Source organism: Aeromonas sp. R4-1 (assembly GCF_040908325.1).
Lineage (GTDB): Bacteria > Pseudomonadota > Gammaproteobacteria > Enterobacterales > Aeromonadaceae > Aeromonas > Aeromonas veronii.
Genome location: NZ_JBFODM010000003.1, coordinates 1 through 17,278, shown reverse-complemented (window position 1 = coordinate 17,278; position 17,278 = coordinate 1). Strand labels below are relative to the sequence as shown.

The 17,278-nt window shown below is 61.5% G+C and carries 16 protein-coding genes and 1 tRNA gene; 10 read left to right on the top strand and 7 right to left on the bottom strand.

Annotation, left to right across the window (positions count from 1 at the left end; all coding sequences use genetic code 11):
• Positions 1 to 17 precede the first annotated feature (17 nt).
• From glgB to msrB, 3 genes are all read left to right on the top strand, one after another.
• Positions 18 to 2,195 (top strand): 1,4-alpha-glucan branching protein GlgB, encoded by a 2,178-nt coding sequence (glgB, locus tag AB5Y90_RS00100; protein ID WP_368166378.1) that lies wholly within the window; start codon positions 18 to 20, stop codon positions 2,193 to 2,195.
• Positions 2,195 to 4,351, top strand: coding sequence for a glycogen debranching protein GlgX (gene glgX, locus AB5Y90_RS00095; protein ID WP_201990076.1), 2,157 nt, complete (start codon positions 2,195 to 2,197; stop codon positions 4,349 to 4,351). The genes glgB and glgX overlap by 1 nt, the downstream gene beginning before the upstream one ends.
• 68 nt (positions 4,352 to 4,419) lie before the next feature.
• Positions 4,420 to 4,806: a peptide-methionine (R)-S-oxide reductase MsrB gene (gene msrB, locus AB5Y90_RS00090; RefSeq protein WP_005354730.1), complete on the top strand. Its 387-nt coding sequence runs from the start codon at positions 4,420 to 4,422 to the stop codon at positions 4,804 to 4,806.
• Between the two features lie 73 nt (positions 4,807 to 4,879).
• On the opposite strand, the gene chrA is transcribed toward msrB, so the two are convergent.
• Both chrA and AB5Y90_RS00080 read right to left on the bottom strand, forming a co-directional pair.
• Complete coding sequence (chrA, locus tag AB5Y90_RS00085; RefSeq protein WP_368166377.1) at positions 4,880 to 6,046, bottom strand: chromate efflux transporter; 1,167 nt, start codon at positions 6,044 to 6,046, stop codon at positions 4,880 to 4,882.
• 58 nt (positions 6,047 to 6,104) lie between these two features.
• A complete protein-coding gene (locus AB5Y90_RS00080; RefSeq protein ID WP_368166376.1) occupies positions 6,105 to 6,560 on the bottom strand; it encodes an NUDIX hydrolase in 456 nt (151 codons plus the stop codon).
• Positions 6,561 to 6,755: 195 nt separating this feature from the next.
• Between AB5Y90_RS00080 and AB5Y90_RS00075 the strand changes: the two genes are divergently transcribed.
• Together AB5Y90_RS00075 and AB5Y90_RS00070 are read left to right on the top strand one after the other, a co-directional pair.
• Positions 6,756 to 6,983 carry a hypothetical protein gene (locus AB5Y90_RS00075; RefSeq protein ID WP_005335715.1) on the top strand — a complete coding sequence of 76 codons (228 nt, stop codon included), beginning with the start codon at positions 6,756 to 6,758 and terminating at the stop codon, positions 6,981 to 6,983.
• A gap of 145 nt (positions 6,984 to 7,128) precedes the next feature.
• Positions 7,129 to 7,446, top strand: a complete 318-nt coding sequence (locus tag AB5Y90_RS00070; RefSeq protein ID WP_005343224.1) for a hypothetical protein — start codon at positions 7,129 to 7,131, stop codon at positions 7,444 to 7,446.
• Between the two features lie 131 nt (positions 7,447 to 7,577).
• On the opposite strand, the gene AB5Y90_RS00065 is transcribed toward AB5Y90_RS00070, so the two are convergent.
• Together AB5Y90_RS00065 and AB5Y90_RS00060 are read right to left on the bottom strand one after the other, a co-directional pair.
• Positions 7,578 to 8,054, bottom strand: a complete 477-nt coding sequence (locus AB5Y90_RS00065) for an Lrp/AsnC family transcriptional regulator (RefSeq protein WP_005304871.1) — start codon at positions 8,052 to 8,054, stop codon at positions 7,578 to 7,580.
• 311 nt (positions 8,055 to 8,365) lie between these two features.
• Complete coding sequence (locus AB5Y90_RS00060) at positions 8,366 to 8,989, bottom strand: metalloregulator ArsR/SmtB family transcription factor (protein ID WP_160882252.1); 624 nt, start codon at positions 8,987 to 8,989, stop codon at positions 8,366 to 8,368.
• 106 nt (positions 8,990 to 9,095) lie between these two features.
• Here AB5Y90_RS00060 and AB5Y90_RS00055 point away from each other — a divergent pair, with 106 nt between their 5' ends.
• On the top strand, positions 9,096 to 10,325 hold the full coding sequence (locus AB5Y90_RS00055) for an MFS transporter (protein ID WP_368166375.1): 1,230 nt from the start codon (positions 9,096 to 9,098) through the stop codon (positions 10,323 to 10,325).
• A gap of 110 nt (positions 10,326 to 10,435) precedes the next feature.
• Positions 10,436 to 11,257 carry a Cof-type HAD-IIB family hydrolase gene (locus AB5Y90_RS00050; protein WP_368166374.1) on the top strand — a complete coding sequence of 274 codons (822 nt, stop codon included), beginning with the start codon at positions 10,436 to 10,438 and terminating at the stop codon, positions 11,255 to 11,257.
• 54 nt (positions 11,258 to 11,311) lie between these two features.
• On the opposite strand, the gene AB5Y90_RS00045 is transcribed toward AB5Y90_RS00050, so the two are convergent.
• Positions 11,312 to 11,875 carry a DUF2799 domain-containing protein gene (locus tag AB5Y90_RS00045; RefSeq protein WP_010672898.1) on the bottom strand — a complete coding sequence of 188 codons (564 nt, stop codon included), beginning with the start codon at positions 11,873 to 11,875 and terminating at the stop codon, positions 11,312 to 11,314.
• 200 nt (positions 11,876 to 12,075) lie between these two features.
• Here AB5Y90_RS00045 and AB5Y90_RS00040 point away from each other — a divergent pair, with 200 nt between their 5' ends.
• Both AB5Y90_RS00040 and AB5Y90_RS00035 read left to right on the top strand, forming a co-directional pair.
• Positions 12,076 to 12,915 carry an isopenicillin N synthase family oxygenase gene (locus AB5Y90_RS00040; protein ID WP_076492465.1) on the top strand — a complete coding sequence of 280 codons (840 nt, stop codon included), beginning with the start codon at positions 12,076 to 12,078 and terminating at the stop codon, positions 12,913 to 12,915.
• A 211-nt stretch (positions 12,916 to 13,126) separates the two neighbouring features.
• Entirely contained in the window at positions 13,127 to 14,440 is a 1,314-nt protein-coding gene (locus tag AB5Y90_RS00035) for a sodium-dependent transporter (RefSeq protein ID WP_368166373.1), read from the top strand.
• A gap of 3 nt (positions 14,441 to 14,443) precedes the next feature.
• On the opposite strand, the gene AB5Y90_RS00030 is transcribed toward AB5Y90_RS00035, so the two are convergent.
• Positions 14,444 to 15,163, bottom strand: coding sequence for a substrate-binding periplasmic protein (locus tag AB5Y90_RS00030; RefSeq protein ID WP_368166372.1), 720 nt, complete (start codon positions 15,161 to 15,163; stop codon positions 14,444 to 14,446).
• Between the two features lie 431 nt (positions 15,164 to 15,594).
• On the opposite strand from AB5Y90_RS00030, the gene AB5Y90_RS00025 reads away from it, so the two are divergent.
• A complete protein-coding gene (locus AB5Y90_RS00025) occupies positions 15,595 to 16,908 on the top strand; it encodes a sodium-dependent transporter (RefSeq protein WP_368166371.1) in 1,314 nt (437 codons plus the stop codon).
• A gap of 275 nt (positions 16,909 to 17,183) precedes the next feature.
• On the opposite strand, the gene AB5Y90_RS00020 is transcribed toward AB5Y90_RS00025, so the two are convergent.
• A tRNA-Val gene (locus AB5Y90_RS00020) sits at positions 17,184 to 17,259 on the bottom strand.
• Between the last annotated feature and the right edge of the window lie 19 nt (positions 17,260 to 17,278).

Below are 17,278 nucleotides of genomic sequence, written 5' to 3'. Positions count from 1 at the left end.
CATGAAAGGAAATCTCGATGCTCGTTGAACGTTTGGTTGCTGCCCGCTGTTCCGATCCCTTCTCTCACTTAGGCCTGCAGGCCAATCCGGATGGGCCCGGCCTCAAACTGACCGCCTGGTTGCCTGATGCCCTCGAAGTCCGCGTCAAGGATCTCAAGTCGGGCAAAGTCGTTGCCACCCTGGCGCCCACCGATGAATCGGGTCTTTTTGAAACTGTTTTCACCCGCCGCAAAAACTCCTTCCCCTATCAGCTGATCGCCAGCTACCAAGATGCCACCACCGAGGTCATCGACCCCTATCAGTTTCAGGATGCCGCCTGGGCAGGCCTGGCCGAACTGACCGCCCAGCCGGAAAACCTCTACCACACCCTTGGCGCCCAGCTGCGCACCGTGGAGCATCTTGGCCAGCAGGTGGAAGGGGTGCGTTTTGCGGTCTATGCACCGAGCGCCACCGCCGTGAGCCTCATCGGCGATTTCAACTTCTGGGATGGCCGCCGCCACCCGATGCAGCGCAGCCTCTGCGGTCACTGGGTGCTGTTTGTGCCGGGCCTCAAGGCGGGGGATCGCTACAAGTTCGAGCTCAAGGATCCCATGGGCAACCGGCTGCCCCACAAGAGCGATCCGGTCGGTTTCTACTGCGAGCAGTATCCGTCGTTCGCCTCCGTGGTCTATGACCACGCCCAGTACCAGTGGCAGGATGCCGAGTGGATTGCCAGCCAGCACAACGACAAACGCGAGCAGCCGCTCTCCATCTATGAGCTGCACGTCGGCTCCTGGAAGCGCCACCCCAACGGCGACAGCCTGAGCTGGCGCGAGCTGGCAGTGGAGCTGGTCGCCTACGTCAAGGAGATGGAGTACACCCACATCGAGCTGCTGCCGGTCTCCGAGCACCCCTTCAGCGGCTCCTGGGGCTACCAGCCGGTGGGCATGTTCTCCCCCACCAGCCGCTACGGCACCGCAGATGATTTCAAATACTTCGTCGACCAGTGCCACCAGGCCGGCATCGGCATCATTCTGGACTGGGTACCCGCCCACTTCCCGTCCGATGCCCACGGCCTGGCCCGCTTCGATGGCACCCCGCTCTACGAGTACGAGGATCCGCGCCGTGGCTGGCACCCGGACTGGAACTCCTACATCTACGACTTTGGCCGCAACACAGTGCGCCAGTTCCTGGTGGCGAGCGCCCTGTTCTGGCTCGACAAGTTCCACATCGACGGCCTGCGGGTGGATGCGGTCGCCTCCATGCTCTATCTGGATTACTCCCGCAACGCCGGTGAGTGGGTACCGAACGTCGATGGCGGCAACCACAACTACGAGGCGATCAGCCTGCTCAAGTGGACCAACGAGGAGGTCTATGGCAAGTATCCCCACGCCATGACCATAGCCGAAGAGTCCACCGCCTTTGCCGGTGTCTCCCGCCCCACCTTCCTCGGCGGCCTCGGCTTTGGCTTCAAGTGGAACATGGGCTGGATGCACGACACCCTCACCTATATGCAGAAAGAGCCGATCCACCGTCGCTACCACCACAACGACATGACCTTCTCCATGGTTTACCACTATGACGAGAACTTCATCCTGTCGCTCTCCCACGACGAGGTGGTGCACGGCAAGCACTCCATGCTCTACAAGATGCCGGGCGACGAGTGGCAGCAAGCCGCCAACCTGCGGGCCTACATGGGCTTCATGTACGCCCACCCGGGCAAGAAGCTCAACTTCATGGGCACCGAAATCGCCCAGAGCAACGAGTGGAACCACGATGCCCAGCTGCCATGGCATCTGCTGCAATATCCCAAGCATGCCGGTCAGCAGCGGCTGATCCACGATCTCAACCACCTCTACCGTCATGAGCCTGCCTTGTATCAGGCCGATTATGAGCAGACCGGCTTCCGCTGGCTGGATCACAACGATGCCGACAACAGCATCTTTGCCTGGCTGCGGGCGGACAAAGAGGGCAAGCAGGCTATTGTGGTGGCTTGCAACTTCACCCCGGTGCCCCGTCTCGAATATCGGATCGGCGTCCCAGCTGAGGGCCACTATCGGGTGATGCTCAACACCGACAGCGAGTATTACTGGGGCAGTAACTATGATGTAGGTCTGGTGTTCGCTGCCGAGCCGACCCCCTGGCAGGGGATGGCGCACAGCATAGTGCTGGATCTGCCGCCGCTGGCGACCTTGTTTATCAAACAGGAGTCTTGATGCTTGTAATGGAAAAAGGGGTGGGCCACCCGCTGGGGGCCCGCCTTGACGAGAACGGTTGCCACTTCTGCGTCTGGGCCCCCCAGTCGGACAAGGTGGAGATCTGCCTGTACGACGAGCAGGAGCAGGAGCTGATGCGGCTGGAGTTGCCCGGCCGCCGTGGCCAGTATCGCTTTGGCTACGTGCGCGGCGTAAAGGCCGGTCAGCGCTACGGCTATCGGGTCTATGGTACCCCGCAGGAGGGGATGCTGTTCGATCCGCAAAAACTGCTGATCGACCCCTACGCCAGGGCGCTCAGCCGTCCCACCTACTGGGATGAAGCCCTCTATCAGGGTGACAGCGCCGGTATGATTGCCAAGTCGGTGGTAGTGGATGACAGCTTTGACTGGCAAGGGGTTGGCAAACCCGGGATCAGCCCGGCCCGCACCATTATCTACGAGACCCACGTCAAGGGCTTTACCAAGCAGCATCCGGGGATCCCCAAAGCGCTGCAGGGCACCTACCTTGGCATCTGTCACCCGCTGGTTATCGAGCATATGAAGAGTCTCGGCATCACCTCGGTGCAGCTGATGCCGGTGGCCGCCTTCATGTCGGAACCTCGACTGGAGCAGTTGGGACTGACCAACTACTGGGGCTACAACCCCATCGCCTTCTTCGCCCCGGAGCCGCGCTACAGCACCAGGGCCGACGAGGCGGTGACCGAGTTCAAGACCATGGTGCGCGAGCTGCACCGGGCCGGGCTCGAGGTGATTCTGGATGTGGTCTACAACCACACTGCCGCCTCGGGCTTCGACGGCCCTACCCTCTCGTTCAAGGGCTTTGACAACGCCGGTTACTACGCCTTCGAAGCGGGCCCCCACGGCCCGGACTACACCCGTCACGCCAACGTGACCGGCTGTGGCAACAGCGTCAATCTGGATCACCCCAACACCCTGCGACTGGTGCTCGATGCCCTGCGCTACTGGGTCACCGAGATGCAGGTGGATGGCTTCCGTTTCGATCTGGCGGTGACGCTGGCGCGGGAAGCGGGGGAGTTCGAGCCCATGGGCGCCTTCTTCAAGGCCGTGATGGCCGACCCTGTGCTGTCACAGGTCAAGCTCATCGCCGAACCCTGGGATATCGGCCCCTTCGGCTACCGGCTGGGTCAATTCCCGAGCCAGTGGCAGGAGATCAACGACCGCTACCGCGACACGGTGCGCGCCTTCTGGCGCGGTGATGCGGGCAAGATGGGGGACTTCGCCACCCGTCTGGTGGGTTCGCGGGATATCTTCCCGAAGAACTGGCGCTCCCCCCACACCAGCGTCAACTACCTCTGCTATCACGACGGTTTCACCCTGGAGGATCTGGTCTCCTACAACCAGCGCCACAATCAGGCCAACGGTGAAGACAATCGGGATGGTCACGGCAACAACCTCTCCTATAACCACGGGGTTGAGGGGCCAACCCTGGATCCGCGGGTCAACAGCCTGCGCCAGCAGCAGAAGCGCAATCTGATTGCCACCCTGCTGCTGTCGCAAGGGACCCCGCACTTCCTCGCCGGGGACGAGATGGGCCGCAGCCAGCTTGGCAACAACAACGCCTACTGTCAGGACAACCAGATCAGCTGGGTCAACTGGCAGTGGCGACCGGAGGATGAACGGCTGTTCGCCTTCACCCAGCAGATGATGGCGCTGCGGGCGGAGTCGTGCGTCTTCTCCAACCTGCAACTGAGCGACGACAGCTGGAATGGCACCCCGTCCAGCTGCCATCAGGTCAACTGGTATCACCCGGACGGCCACCAGCTCACCGATCAGGATTGGCACGCCCCCATGGGGCAGGCGTTCGCCATGGATATCGGCATGATCAACTGTGTCGGCGAGCGCTGGTACGTGCTGTTCAACGCCAGCGACTACGATATCCAGTTCCGCCTGCCCCCGCCGGGGGAAGGGCTGGAGTGGATCCAGACCATCGACACCGCCACTAACGATGGGCTGCCCTTCCTGCCCGATGACATCAAACGGCAGGTGGCGGTCGGCCGGACCCACTCCCTCAAACTGCTGGAGCGGGTGGCGCTGGCCAGCACGGCGGAGGATGCCCAGCCACCGCAGCAGGAAATTCTCCCTGCATCCGGTGGGGAGATGGTTGCCACCTCGATCACAGATACAGGCAAAGCATAAGAGGCATGCTGGAGTCAGCTTTACGGAGCCGCTATGCTGGGCTCCGGTATGGATGGCAAGGAGTCGGTATGAGCAGTAACAATCCGGAACAGTGGCGCAGCAAACTGACCCCCGAGCAGTTTCACGTCTGCTGGGAGAAGGGCACCGAGCGCCCCTACAGCGGCGCCCTGCTCCACAATCGCAAGAGCGGCGACTACCTCTGTGTCTGCTGCAAGAGCGTGCTGTTTCACTCAGGAGCCAAGTTTGATTCCGGCTGCGGCTGGCCCTCGTTCGACAAGGCCATCGAGGGGACGGTGGAGTACACCGAAGACAACAGCCACGGCATGAAGCGGGTGGAGATCACCTGCCGCCAGTGCGGCTCTCACCTCGGTCACGTCTTCCCCGACGGACCGACCGAGACAGGCCAGCGCTACTGCGTCAACAGCCTGAGTCTGGATTTCGATCCCGACGCTTAAGCGGCTGACCCATTGCAATAAAAACGGCGCCTCCGTTATGGAGGCGCCGTTTTTTATCGGGATTTCACCGGCTTCACGCCAGCAGGATAGCAGCCATCACCAACAGGGCCGCGATGGCCGGCACCGGCAACTTCAACACCCGCAGCAGATAAAAGCCGATGGCCGCCAGCGCCAGATCGGTCGGCGCCAGCACCGCACTCTGCCACACCGGCTGATAGAGCGCCGCCAGCAACAAGCCCACCACGGCAGCATTGATGCCGGTGACTGCCCCCGCCAGACGGGGCCGGGCCAGCCACTGTTGCCAGCAGGGGCCCACCGCCCAGAGCAGCAGAAAGCCGGGCACAAAGAGCGCCAGGGTCGCCAACAGGCCCCCGATCATCGGCATCTCGGGCTGCAGCTGGGCGCCAAGATAGGTGGCAAGGGTAAACATGGGACCCGGCACCAACTGGGCCAGGCTGTAACCGGTCAGAAACTGCTGCTCGTTGAGAGTGTGGCCCACGCTCTCTTGCAGCAGCGGCAACACCACATGGCCACCGCCAAACACCAGACTACCGGCGCGATAGAAGTCAGCAACCAGCTGGCCAATCGGGCTATCGAGCAGCGGCAGGCCGATAAAAAGGATGCCAAACAGCAGCAGGGTCGGCCAATGAGGCTGACTGCTGGCGGCAGAAGGCAGCTCGGCGGAGGCTGGCACACTGCCCGCCCCGCGCTGGCTGCGGGCGCAGATCAGCGCCGCTCCCGCCAGCATCAACAGTTGAGTCAGCAGACTGGGCTGCCACCAGAGTGCAGCAGCGGTCGCCACCATAATCCCTTGGGTCACTCCAGTGGCACAGAACTGACGACTCATGGTGAGCACCGCATCGGCCACCACGATGAGCGCCAGCAGCTTGAGGCCGTGCAGCGCCGCATCAAGCCACAGATTGCTGCCCAGCTGGCCGATGCCGATCGCGGCCGCCAGTAGCAGAAGAAATGAGGGCAGCGTAAAGCCGACAAAAGCAGAGAGCGCCCCGCCCAGACCGGCGCGATGACGACCGATGGCGAAACCAAGCTGACTGGAGGCGGGCCCCGGCAGCAGTTGGCACAGCGCCAGCAAACGGGCAAATTCGGCCTGTGTCAGCCAGCCGAGCCGCTGTACAAAGGTGCGCTGGAAATAGCCGATATGAGCGGCCGGACCACCAAAGCTGATGCATCCCAGCCATAAAAACTGAATAAATACCTGCCCCACGCTCTTCTCCCTCATCCCTCTTCTCCCGATGGAGAGGGGATATTATGACAGCGCGATGATCGTTTTATGACAATCAGACTGATTCGGCCGACACCATGGGCACATCACCCGGCAAGTAGCAGCGTCCCGCCAGCCAGCAGGCGATGGACTGACGGCTGGCATCGAAGTGGGGCTCGGGCAACTTGCGCGGATCGCACCAGACCCAGCCTTCGCACTTCTCCGGCTCCAGCAGCTGCGGCTCACCATCGGCCCGGGCGTGCAGCGTCACCGAGATATAGTGCAGCCCGCTCTCGCGCCATGTCTCCAGATTGTTGGTCACCGCCACCACCTCGGGCCCCTGGATCTCCAGTCCCGTCTCCTCGGCCACCTCGCGGATCGCCGCCGACTCGAAGCTCTCCCCCAACTCCAGATGACCACCCGGGATCGACCAGTAGGGGGCATGGCTCCCTTTGCGTTTACCAAGCAGCACCTGGCCTTGGGCGTTGGTCAGGATGACGCCGACCCCGACGCGGGGATAGAGAGTGGACATGAAAACGCTCCTTCAATCAGGCAGTAAAACGGCCCCACCTTAGGCCCAAGGAGGGCACAGGGCAAGCCCCGACTGCACGGCACCTGCGCCTGTCGGTGGCGCCTCCCCTTGCCCCTTAACCGGTTATCACTGATGCTGGGGAGTAGAGAGGTCATCCCCATCCTCTCAGTCCCCCATTACCCCAAGGAGTCCGCCATGAAAAAATTGCTCCCCCTGTGCGCTCTGCTGCTCACGGCTTGCCAAACCACACCGCCCCCCAACTCGCTCGCCATCGATGATGCTGACGCCTGGCAGGCCATTTGCAAAGATGGCACCCGGGTTCGCGCCGTAGTGGCAGAGGGGATCTGTGGGGATCATCGCGGGGTAGCCATGTGGACGAATAAGCCAAGAGCTGAACGGATGGCAGAAGAAGCCGCCAAATAGTGTGATCCAGGCACCATAAAATGACACTGCCGGCCAGTTGGCCGGATTTTTTCGCGATCTCGCCAGCACTTTGCCACCTTGTTCATGGTGCGCTCAGTTTTCTGTTCCCATACTGGCCCTACAGTTCCAAAAGAGGAGAGACAAGATGCAAACATCCATCGTCGGGCTCTCCATTCTGTGGGGGCTAGCCAGTTTTGGTGTTCAGGGGGATTTCATCGAGAGCCGTGATTCCGTTGCGCCATCCTGGCAAGCCGAGTCCAGAGTGGAGATGGAAGGTTATCTGATTGAATCGCTTGGCGAAGATCGCTGGCTGTTCGACAACGGCAGCGAGAGCCTGCTGGTCTCCCTGCCCGAGGGGCAGTGGGTGCCGACCGGCGAGCGGCTGCGGGTCAGCGGCGAACCGCAGCAGGAGCAGAGCGGCTGGCTGCTGCAGGTGGAAGACATCAGCCAGGTCAGCGTCTGACCACAGCAGTCGCCCCGTCACCGCGACAGCTAACCCAGACCCGATAACCACTACCGAATAACCAAGAGCGAATAGCAAAAGAGGAGGCCACTGGCCTCCTCTTTCTGTTTATATAAGCGGCTTGCGCGGGCTCACCCCAGATGGTTGAGCGGTAGTGCCGTCTTGTGCTTGATGCGGCGCAGCACGAAGCTGGAGCGCACCCCGGTCACCCCCGGAATATGGGTCAGCTTGTCCAGCAGGAAGTGCTGATAGTGCTCCATGTCGCGCACCACCACCTTGAGCTGGTAGTCGGCATCGTTACCGGTGATGAGATCACACTCCAGCACTTCGGGCAGTTCGCTGATGGCGCGATCGAAGTTTTCGAACCGCTCGGGCGTGTGTCTGTCCATGGAGATATGAATGTAGGCGGTGAGGGTGAGGCCAAGCTGGCGGGCGTTGAGCAGAGTAACGTGGGTGTCGATGAGACCGGCATCCTCCAGCGCCTTGACCCGGCGGGAGCAGGGGGACGGGGAGAGCCCGACCAGCTCGGCCAGTTCCAGATTGCTGATGCGGCCATTCTCCTGCATCAGCTCGAGAATATGTCTGTCTATGCGATCAAGTTTCAGCATTTACCCTTCCTCGTTGCAATGACTAATCCACTTTTCCTAGATTAAGGGTGAACTATTGCAAAAACAACCGAAATAAGTGGTTACTTTGCAACCACTCACCGGCACGGGAGGGATACTATGGTTACATCTTCCGGTGGCAAAGCAGATACCTGACCGGGTCTCTGCGGTGAAGGACCTTATCGGGTCAAGAGCCCCATCAGCCGTCTTACCTTATCGGGAAACGACGGGCTGGAACGAGAGAACCCCCTCCCCGAAGGCAACAAAGCAGGCATCCCGGCGCCTGCTTTGTTGTTTTTGGGCGTTTGACGCAATCAGAGCGCGGGCGGCGTGATGCGATAGAGGCAGCGATGCGCCCCCTCCAGCAGATATTGCTCCCGCTCCACCGTCGCCGGCGCCAGCAGCTGGCGAAACAGCGCCAGTTCGCTGCGACAGAAACCGCGGCAGGTGCGCGCCGCCGCACAGATGGGACAGTGGCTCTCCCACAGCAGCCAGCAGCCATCCTCTTCGCGGCGGATCTCCGCCATGTAGCCCTCGCGAGTACGCAGCTCCTTGAGCGCCGCCAGCCGGCCAGAGAGGCCATGGGACCCCAGCGCCTCCTGATAGCGAGCAAGCATCTGCTGCTCTCGCTGCAAGATCAGCCGCTCCATCCCCTCCTCGCCAAACAGCTCGCGCACGTTGTCGATCAGCTGCACGGTCAGGTCGCTATGGCTATCGGGGAAGCGCTGCCAGGCCTGCTCGGTGAGCTGCCACAGCCGCACGGGACGACCGCGCCCGCGCGCCTCGTCGCTGAATGTGACCCACCCCTCCTGCTCGAGCGTGAGCAGGTGCTGGCGGGCGCCCATGGAGGTCATCTGCAACTGCTCCCCCAGCGCGGCGGCGCTCTGCGGGCCATGGCTCTTGAGCAGAAACAGGATCTTGTCGGTACTTGCGTTCATGACCCCATTATGGGGAACCCCCTTTATTAAATCAACAATTCACTTTACTTAATCCCGTCTATGAATCAGCATAAATAAACCAATAACTTTATTTAATGGGTGCAACATGGAGAAACACGAGCACAAAAATCCCCTCTGGGTGCTGGTCATGACGGTCACGCTGGCAGTTGCAGGTTTCAGTCTCCCCTCCCCGGTGTTGGCACCTTTGCTGCTGGATCCGGCCCACGGCATGCTGACGCCGGATGCCTCTGACTGGAGCCGCAAGGTGTGGCTGGGGGTCATCATGGGGCTCTACCCCCTGTTCCAGCTGGTGGGCAGCCCTTGGCTCGGGCGCCTCTCCGACCGCTATGGCCGCAAGCCACTGCTGTTGCTCTCGCTGGCGGGGGTACTGGCAGGCTATGCCCTGATGGCACTCGGTATCGCCTGGCGCTCCCTCCCCCTGTTGCTGCTCAGCCGGATTGTGGAGGGGCTATGCAACGGCAACATCGCCATCGTGCAGGCGATGGCGGCGGATCTCGCCGGCAAGGAGCACAAGGCGCGCAGCTTCGCCTGGATCAATATCGGCATGAATCTGGGCTGGGTAGTGGGGCCGGTGATCGGGGGCTACGCCGCGGTGATCTCGGGGGATTACAGTCTGGCCGCCTGGCTGTCGGTAGGAATGACCCTGATCAACCTGCTGCTGGTCTACTGGCTGATCCCCTATCGTCCGCCGGTGGCGGCCACCCGTCAGACAGCGACCTTCTCCAGCCGCCAGCTGTTGCTGCAACCGGCCCTGCTCCCCTATTTCGTACTCACCCTGATCAGCTATGGCGCCGTGCAGCTCTATTTCACCTACTTCAATATCTGGCTGGTAGAGCGGCTGGCCTGGGATCCGGCCCAGCTGGCACAGGCGGCGGTGCTGGTGAGCCTGCCCATGATGGCGGGCTCCTGGCTCGGCTCTCGCATCGCCCGCCACTGGCGCGGCAGCTCTCTCGGCATCGTCGGCCATCTGGTGATGGCGAGCGGCATGCTGCTCTTTATCCTGCCCGTGCACTGGTGGGGGCTGGCACTCACCTTCGTTCCGGCTGGCATAGGCATGAGTCTGGGGGAGCTGGCCACCTCGGTGGCGATCTCCAACCGCAGTCACCCGGAGCAGCAGGGGCAGGCGATGGGGCTCTACCGCGCCCTCGCCGTGGGCAGCGAGATCCTGGCGGTGCTGCTCGGCAGTCTGGTGCTGCTGGCCGGTACCGAGTGGCCCTTCTATCTCGCCACCCTCTGCTCCCTTGCCAGTGCCGCCGGTTTCTATCTGCTGCGCCGCCGTGCCGACCGTCGTCAACAGTTGGCCAACTGCACCTGAGCCACGAAGGGATCACAGTTCGGTGCTTCGGCCGCTGGCAAGACTTGCATCGGGGCGCCGGGTCTGGGACGGTAAGGCTCTTTGCGGATTTGTTCGATGCTGGAGGAGCTATGAGTGAGTACAAGGCCATCGCGCTCGATATGGATGGCACCCTGCTGACCCGGGATCACAAGGTCTCGTCGGCCACCCGGGCAGCCCTGGCGCAGGCCCGCGCCCACGGCATCAAGGTGCTGCTGGTCACGGGGCGCCACTACATGACGGCGCGCCCCTTCCACCACGAACTGGCCCTCGATACCCCCCTCATCTGCAGCAACGGCGCCTACCTCTATGATCCGGTGCAGGAGAGGATCCTCGCCGGGGATCCCCTGGCCGTGGCGCCCCTCACCGCCCTGCTGGAGGAGGTGCAAGCCCAGCAGATGGGGGCGCTGTTCCACCTGGGGGACGGCATCGGCTACCTGGGCTGCGAGGAGCACGTGGGCCGGATGCGGCGCTGGTCGGCAACCCAGCCGGATCACCTCAAGGTCTCCCTGCTGCCCGCCGAGGATATCGAGCTTTGGTTGCAGTCCCCCATCTGGAAGCTGGAGTTGTTCAACCAGGATCCCGGCCGGTTGCACCGTTTCGTCGGGGAGGTGGTGGAGAGACTGCCCTTCACCCGTGACTGGGCGGCCCCCTATGCGGTGGAGCTGGTGCAGCCAGGTTGCAGCAAGGGCAACCGGCTGGCCCAATGGGCGGCGAGCGAGGGGATCGCTATGGAGAACCTGGTGGCCTTTGGCGACAACAACAACGACATCAGCATGTTCGAGCAGGTGGGGCTGGCGGTGGCCATGGGCAATGCGGCGCCCCAGATCCAGGCCCATGCAGACCGGGTCACCGCGGATCACAACGAGGATGGCATCGCCCTGGCGTTGCAGCGCTGGGTCCTGCCCGCCTGAGGGGAAAAACAGTCTGCGGCATAAACAGAAAGGGGCCATGTCGGCCCCTTTTTGTCAGCTCCCGAAGGAGAACTGGATCACCCGATCCGGGAAGCGCAGCCGGTTATAGTCCCGGTACACCCCTTCGTAGTGACGGATGGCGCGCTCGCGCTGGGCACGGTAGTAGTCGCGCTGGCGGCTGTCGCTCTCGCCCCGGATCTGCTGATCCAGCTGGTGGATGCTCCGCTCGGTGCGTTCCAGCTCCTGCTGCAATTCGCCGAGGCGCTGCTCCAGCAGGTACTCCTTGCGGCCGCGCTCGAACTGGGTGAGGAAGCTGGTGTCGTTGGGGCAGACCCCCAGGTATTCGCTCCCTTCCCGTCCCTTGCTGTAGGCAAGCTCGGGGATGCAATAGAGCTCCAGTCCCTTGGCGTAGCCGCGCTGCCACTCCGCCTCATCCACCTTGAGGCCGTACTCCCCGCAGGTCTTCTGATAGTCGCGGGTGGCGCTTCGGGTCTTGCCCTGCTCCCCGTCCTGATAGCCCTGGTTGTACCAGCTCATGGCACGGCACTCCTCCTCCGAGAGGGAACTGCACCCGGCGAGCAGGAAGGGAAGGGTCAACAACAGGATCTTGGGTGACATGAGGGGGCTCCGACAGCATAGGGGGTGGGGCATTCTAGAAGAGGAGGCCCGTCCGGGACAAGCTCCGGGCGAGGGGGCCGTATCATGATGTTTTTATCAGTATTTTCAAGCCGTTGTAGACGGGCTTCTGGCAGCCTTTTCTTGCCGGGGAAGGCAGGGTAAACTGCGCCTACTTTTAACTGGCATGTAACATAAAAACAATGAAAGTCCTGACCGTCGATTACCGCTCACCCGATGCGGCCCAACGCTTCACCGAATCCCTGCGAACCACCGGCTTTGGCGTGCTGACCAACCACCCCATCCCGAAAGAGCTGGTACAGTCCATCTACGACAACTGGTATCGCTTCTTCATGAGCGAGCAGAAGCAGGATTTCCTGTTCAACCGCGAGACTCAGGATGGCTACTTCCCGCCGTCGGTCTCCGAGGTGGCCAAGGGCCATAGCCAGAAAGATATCAAGGAGTACTTCCACATCTACCCCTGGGGCCAGATGCCGGAAGAACTGAAGGAGCAGGCGATGGAGTACTATCGTCTGGCCAACGGTCTGGCCGCCGAGCTGCTGGGCTGGGTCGAGCAGTACACCCCGGCCGATATCGCCGCTCACTACAGCTGCCCCCTCTCCTCGATGATCGAAGAGAGCCAGAAGACCCTGCTGCGGGTGCTGCACTATCCGCCGTTCGATGGTACCGAGGAGCCGGGCGCCATCCGCGCAGCCGCCCACGAGGATATCAACCTGCTCACCATTCTGCCCGCCGCCAACGAGCCAGGGCTGCAGGTGAAGGGTTCCGACGGCGAGTGGATGGACGTGCCGTGCGACTTTGGCACCCTCATCATCAACATCGGTGACATGCTGCAGGAGGCCTCTCGCGGCTACTACCCTTCCACCACTCACCGCGTCATCAACCCGACCGGTGGCAGCGCAGCCAAGTCACGCATCTCGCTGCCGCTGTTCCTCCACCCGCGCCCGGATGTGGTGCTCTCCGAGCGTCATACCGCCCACAGCTACCTGATGGAGCGGCTGCGGGAGCTGGGGGTGATCTAGTCCGCCGACGAGCAGTTGTCAGAGACCAAACCGGAGCAATCTCGCTCCGGTTTTTATTTGGTGGAAGGATTGGGCAAAAAACAGAATTAAATTAGCCAATCGTGCCAATAAATCGCATTTATACCTGATAACCGTCGTAGTGATTGCGCCGTTACCTCCGTAACATGAGCGCCATTCTGCCCCTGCCAAGGGGCGCTCGATTGGAGTTCTTATGAAGCAGTCCCAATGGTCATCCCGGCTCGGCTACATCCTCGCCGCAGCGGGTTCCGCGGTCGGTATCGGCGCAATCTGGAAATTCCCCTATGTCACCGCCGTCAACGGCGGCGGCGCCTTCCTGCTGGTCTTTCTGCTGTTCAGCTTCACCCTGGGGGTTGCGGTACTGATGGGGGAGACCCTGCTCGGCAGCATGAGTCGCCGCGGGGTAGTCGGTGCCTTCTCCGATCTGCTCGGCAAACAGTGGCGCTGGGTTGGGGTAATGGGGGTGATCTCTACTCTGCTCATCTACTGCTTCTACAGCGTGGTGGGCGGCTGGACCCTGGGTTATACCGGCATGGCCATCTCCGGCGATCTCAACCATGGTGATGCAGCAGCCCTCACCGCCCGCTTCAATGACTATGTCAGCGGCGACGTCTGGCCCATTCTCACCCATCTGCTGTTTGCCGCCCTCACCTGGATGGTGGTGCAAGGAGGCATTCAGAAAGGGGTGGAGCGCACCTTGCGCTGGATGATGCCGGCCCTGTTCCTGATGATCCTGATGCTGGTCGCCTTTGGCCTCACCCTGCCCAATGCGATGGCGGGAGTACGTCACTTCCTGATGCCCGACTTCAGCAAGCTGGGGATATCCGGCGTGCTCGATGCCATGGGGCTGGCCTTCTTCTCCCTCTCCATCGGTCTGGGCATTCACACCACCTACGGCGCCTATCTGCCGACCAGCGAAGGGGTTGGTCGCTCCAGCCTCTGGGTGGTGCTGCTGGCCAGCATGGTAGCGGTACTGGCGGGGCTGATGATTTTCCCGGTGCTGGCCTCGACCGGTATCGACCCGGCCTCCGGCCCCGGTCTCACCTTTATGACCATGCCGGCGGTATTTCAGCTGCTGCCCTTCGGTCAGGTGCTTGAGGTGATCTTCTTCGCCCTGCTGGTCTTTGCGGCGCTCTCCTCGGCCATCTCCCTGCTGGAGCATTTGCAGTGCTTTCTGTGCGAGACCTGGGGCTGGTCACGCCGCACGGCCTGCAGCGCCATCACTGGATTCGTCATGTTTAGCGGTGTTCCGGTCAGCCTGTCGTTTGGCCCGCTGCAACACGCCACCCTGTTTGGCAAAACCATTTTCGAGTTGCTGGACTTTGTCACCTCCAACCTGATGATGCCGCTGTTCGGCCTGATGCTGACACTGCTGCTGGGCTGGAAGCTGGGACGCAAGGCGCTGCCGCAGGGGATTGCCAGCCACTGGCATCACCTGCTGATGAACTGCTGGCGCTGGATTGCCCCCTTGCTGATCGGCGGGATCTTGATTCGCGGTCTGGTGTGACGGTTACTCTTCGCGGGTGGGCTCATCGGCCCGCCCCTGTGCGGCTCTGACGGCATCCAGGGCATGCTGCCAGCGGGTGATCTCGGCATCCTCCGTTCCCTTGGAGAAGACGATATAGAGACCGGCCTGATGGAGCAGCACGCCACTGCTGACGATGCTGCGCCGGGATAACCCCATCTTGTCGAGGGTGGCCTCCATCACCAGCTCCGCCATCGGCAAGGCATCGATCTTGCCCAGCATCAGCCGCTCTATCGCCTCCCCGACCGTCTTGTAGCGCACCAGATTGGTGTAGCCCTCATGGGTCAGCCGCACATCATCGGCGTTACCCAGCACTACCCCCACTCTGGGCAGCTCCCGCAGCTGCGCCAGCGAGGTCAGCGGGTGGCGACTATCCGGCGCCTGATAGATAAAGACCCGATTGATAAAGAGCGGGCCAACCCATTTGAAATGGGACTCCCGTTCCGGGAGCCGCTGTACCACGAACAGTCCATAGCTGGGCTCGACCCGTGCCAGCGCCAGCGCCCGCTTGAGCGGGTAAATCCGCACCGGATAGCGGGTGCCAAGCTCCTCCTGCACCTCATCGATCAGGCGAATGGCAAATCCGTCGAGCTTGCCGTCGCGGTATTCGGTAAAGGGGGGTAAGTCGTGACTCAGCAGGGTTAATCCGGGCTGCGCCGACACACTCAGGCTGATCAGTAACCAGGGCAGCACCATCCATCTCATACGACATCCTGTCTCATCGTTGTTCCCGTCAGCGCCATGTAGCGGTCACTAGTTCCAGAAGAAGCTACGTCGATTATCGCCCAGTAAATAGCCACAAGGTAGAAAAGATAAGGCCAGTAACGCGCTCGCCGATTGAGTTGTACATACAGTCAGAGTGGTGACAGCGGCACACATAAAAAATTTTTTATTTTATGTGTCAATTATTCTTTCCATGGTTTAGGCTGTTTCCTCATTCATTAGTCAGGTTGTCACCTCATGTCTGCCATCCTCGTGCTGTTTGGTCGATTTTTTAGCTCGCAAGAGAGGTGACCTTGCACGCACAGTTTTTCTGAATGTTCATTGCAAAGGTCGCCTCAGGCGGCCTTTTTTATGGTCTGTCGTTTATTGCTACAGAGGAGTATTGCTTCGATGTCGTGTTACCCGGAGGTTGTATGAGCCAGGTTCAGTGGTCTTCCCGTCTCGGTCATGTGCTGGCCGCAGCAGGCACAGCGATTGGCCTTGGTGCCATCTGGAAGTTTCCCTATGTGACCGCCACAAATGGCGGTGGCGCCTTTCTGCTGGTGTTTCTGCTGTTCAGCTTCACCCTGGGGGTAGCGGTACAGGTCGGCGAAACCCTGCTCGGCAGCCATAGCCAGCGCGGGGTGCTCGGCGCTTTTCGCAAACTGGTAGGGCCGAACTGGCGCTGGATGGGGTATATGGGGATCGCCTGCGGCTTCTTTATCTACAGCTTCTACAGCGTGGTCGGTGGCTGGACCGTGGGTTACGCCGCGCTGGCGATGGCTGGCAAGCTCAACCTGAACGAAGGAAGCGCCCTTACCACCCTGTTCAACGGCTATGTCAGCAACCCCTGGTGGCCGGTGCTGACCCATCTGGTGTTTGCCGGGCTAACCTGGTGGTTCGTGCAGGGAGGTATTCAGAAAGGAGTGGAGCGGGCACTGCGCTGGATGATGCCCGCACTCTTCATCATGATGTTGCTGCTGGTGGGGGTCGGTCTCTCCATGCCGGGCTCCATGGCGGGTGTGCGCCAGCTGTTGCTGCCGGACTTCTCCATGCTGACCGGCCAGAGCGTGCTGGACGCGCTGGGGCTGGCCTTTTTCTCCCTCTCCATCGGGCTCGGGGTACACACTACCTATGGCGCCTACCTGCCCAATAGCGAAGGGGTGCTGCGCTCCGGGGTTTGGGTGGTCACTCTGGCAAGCCTTATCTCGGTGCTGGCGGGCTTGATGATCTTCCCGGCGCTGGCCTCCACCGGCATCGATCCCACTGCCGGGCCGGGTCTCACCTTTATGACCATGCCTGCCGTCTTCAGCCATCTGCCGTTCGGTCAGGGGCTGGGGGTGGTCTTCTTCCTGTTGCTGCTGGTCGCCGCTCTCTCCTCCTCCATCTCCATGCTGGAGCATCTGGTGCGCTTCACCACCGAGGAGTGGGGTTGGTCGCGTCGTGGCGCCTGCCGGGTACTGACCCTGCTTATCATGGCCTCCGGCATTCCGGTGAGCCTGTCGTTCGGCCCATGGAGCAATCTGACCCTGTTTGGCAAGACCATCTTCGAGCTGCTCGACTATCTGACCTCCAACCTGATGATGCCGCTGTTTGGTCTGGTACTGACCCTGCTGCTGGGCTGGCGCCTGGGTGATGCCATTCTCCCTGTAGGCCTGTCACCCGCCCTGCGTCTGGCGCTGCTCTGGTGCTGGCGCGTGGTGGCGCCGCTGCTGATCAGCGGGATCCTGATCCGCGGGATCATGTAGCACCTTGCGCATCTTTGCGGGCAGGCCTTGGCCTGCCCTTTTTATTGCCGCTCGCCAGAGGCGACGATCAAGGAGCTGCAATAAGATGAGCAGACATCAGCAGACCAAGAGCGGGAATGGAAAAGGGCGCTTGGATAAGGCGGGAGCTGACGGGACAGGTTAAGAGATCGAACAATAGAAAGTGCTGTTCACTGAATTTCAGGCAAAAAAAATCCCCATCTGAGTGGGGACTTTCTCTGCAATCTCAGCTGATATCTCAGCCTTGATTGCGAATATGGTGGTCGTTACTGGGATCGAACCAGTGACCCCCTCCTTGTAAGGGAGGTGCTCTCCCAGCTGAGCTAAACGACCTGGGATTCTGAAATGATGG

What these genes read in the sequence shown, in the direction of transcription:
- glgB (WP_368166378.1), top strand. Translation starts at nt 18, where the DNA reads ATGCTCGTTGAACGTTTGGTTGCTGCCCGCTGTTCCGATCCCTTCTCT.
- glgX (WP_201990076.1), top strand. Translation starts at nt 2,195, where the DNA reads ATGCTTGTAATGGAAAAAGGGGTGGGCCACCCGCTGGGGGCCCGCCTT.
- msrB (WP_005354730.1), top strand. Translation starts at nt 4,420, where the DNA reads ATGAGCAGTAACAATCCGGAACAGTGGCGCAGCAAACTGACCCCCGAG.
- chrA (WP_368166377.1), bottom strand. Translation starts at nt 6,046, where the DNA reads ATGAGGGAGAAGAGCGTGGGGCAGGTATTTATTCAGTTTTTATGGCTG.
- AB5Y90_RS00080 (WP_368166376.1), bottom strand. Translation starts at nt 6,560, where the DNA reads ATGTCCACTCTCTATCCCCGCGTCGGGGTCGGCGTCATCCTGACCAAC.
- AB5Y90_RS00075 (WP_005335715.1), top strand. Translation starts at nt 6,756, where the DNA reads ATGAAAAAATTGCTCCCCCTGTGCGCTCTGCTGCTCACGGCTTGCCAA.
- AB5Y90_RS00070 (WP_005343224.1), top strand. Translation starts at nt 7,129, where the DNA reads ATGCAAACATCCATCGTCGGGCTCTCCATTCTGTGGGGGCTAGCCAGT.
- AB5Y90_RS00065 (WP_005304871.1), bottom strand. Translation starts at nt 8,054, where the DNA reads ATGCTGAAACTTGATCGCATAGACAGACATATTCTCGAGCTGATGCAG.
- AB5Y90_RS00060 (WP_160882252.1), bottom strand. Translation starts at nt 8,989, where the DNA reads ATGAACGCAAGTACCGACAAGATCCTGTTTCTGCTCAAGAGCCATGGC.
- AB5Y90_RS00055 (WP_368166375.1), top strand. Translation starts at nt 9,096, where the DNA reads ATGGAGAAACACGAGCACAAAAATCCCCTCTGGGTGCTGGTCATGACG.
- AB5Y90_RS00050 (WP_368166374.1), top strand. Translation starts at nt 10,436, where the DNA reads ATGAGTGAGTACAAGGCCATCGCGCTCGATATGGATGGCACCCTGCTG.
- AB5Y90_RS00045 (WP_010672898.1), bottom strand. Translation starts at nt 11,875, where the DNA reads ATGTCACCCAAGATCCTGTTGTTGACCCTTCCCTTCCTGCTCGCCGGG.
- AB5Y90_RS00040 (WP_076492465.1), top strand. Translation starts at nt 12,076, where the DNA reads ATGAAAGTCCTGACCGTCGATTACCGCTCACCCGATGCGGCCCAACGC.
- AB5Y90_RS00035 (WP_368166373.1), top strand. Translation starts at nt 13,127, where the DNA reads ATGAAGCAGTCCCAATGGTCATCCCGGCTCGGCTACATCCTCGCCGCA.
- AB5Y90_RS00030 (WP_368166372.1), bottom strand. Translation starts at nt 15,163, where the DNA reads ATGAGATGGATGGTGCTGCCCTGGTTACTGATCAGCCTGAGTGTGTCG.
- AB5Y90_RS00025 (WP_368166371.1), top strand. Translation starts at nt 15,595, where the DNA reads ATGAGCCAGGTTCAGTGGTCTTCCCGTCTCGGTCATGTGCTGGCCGCA.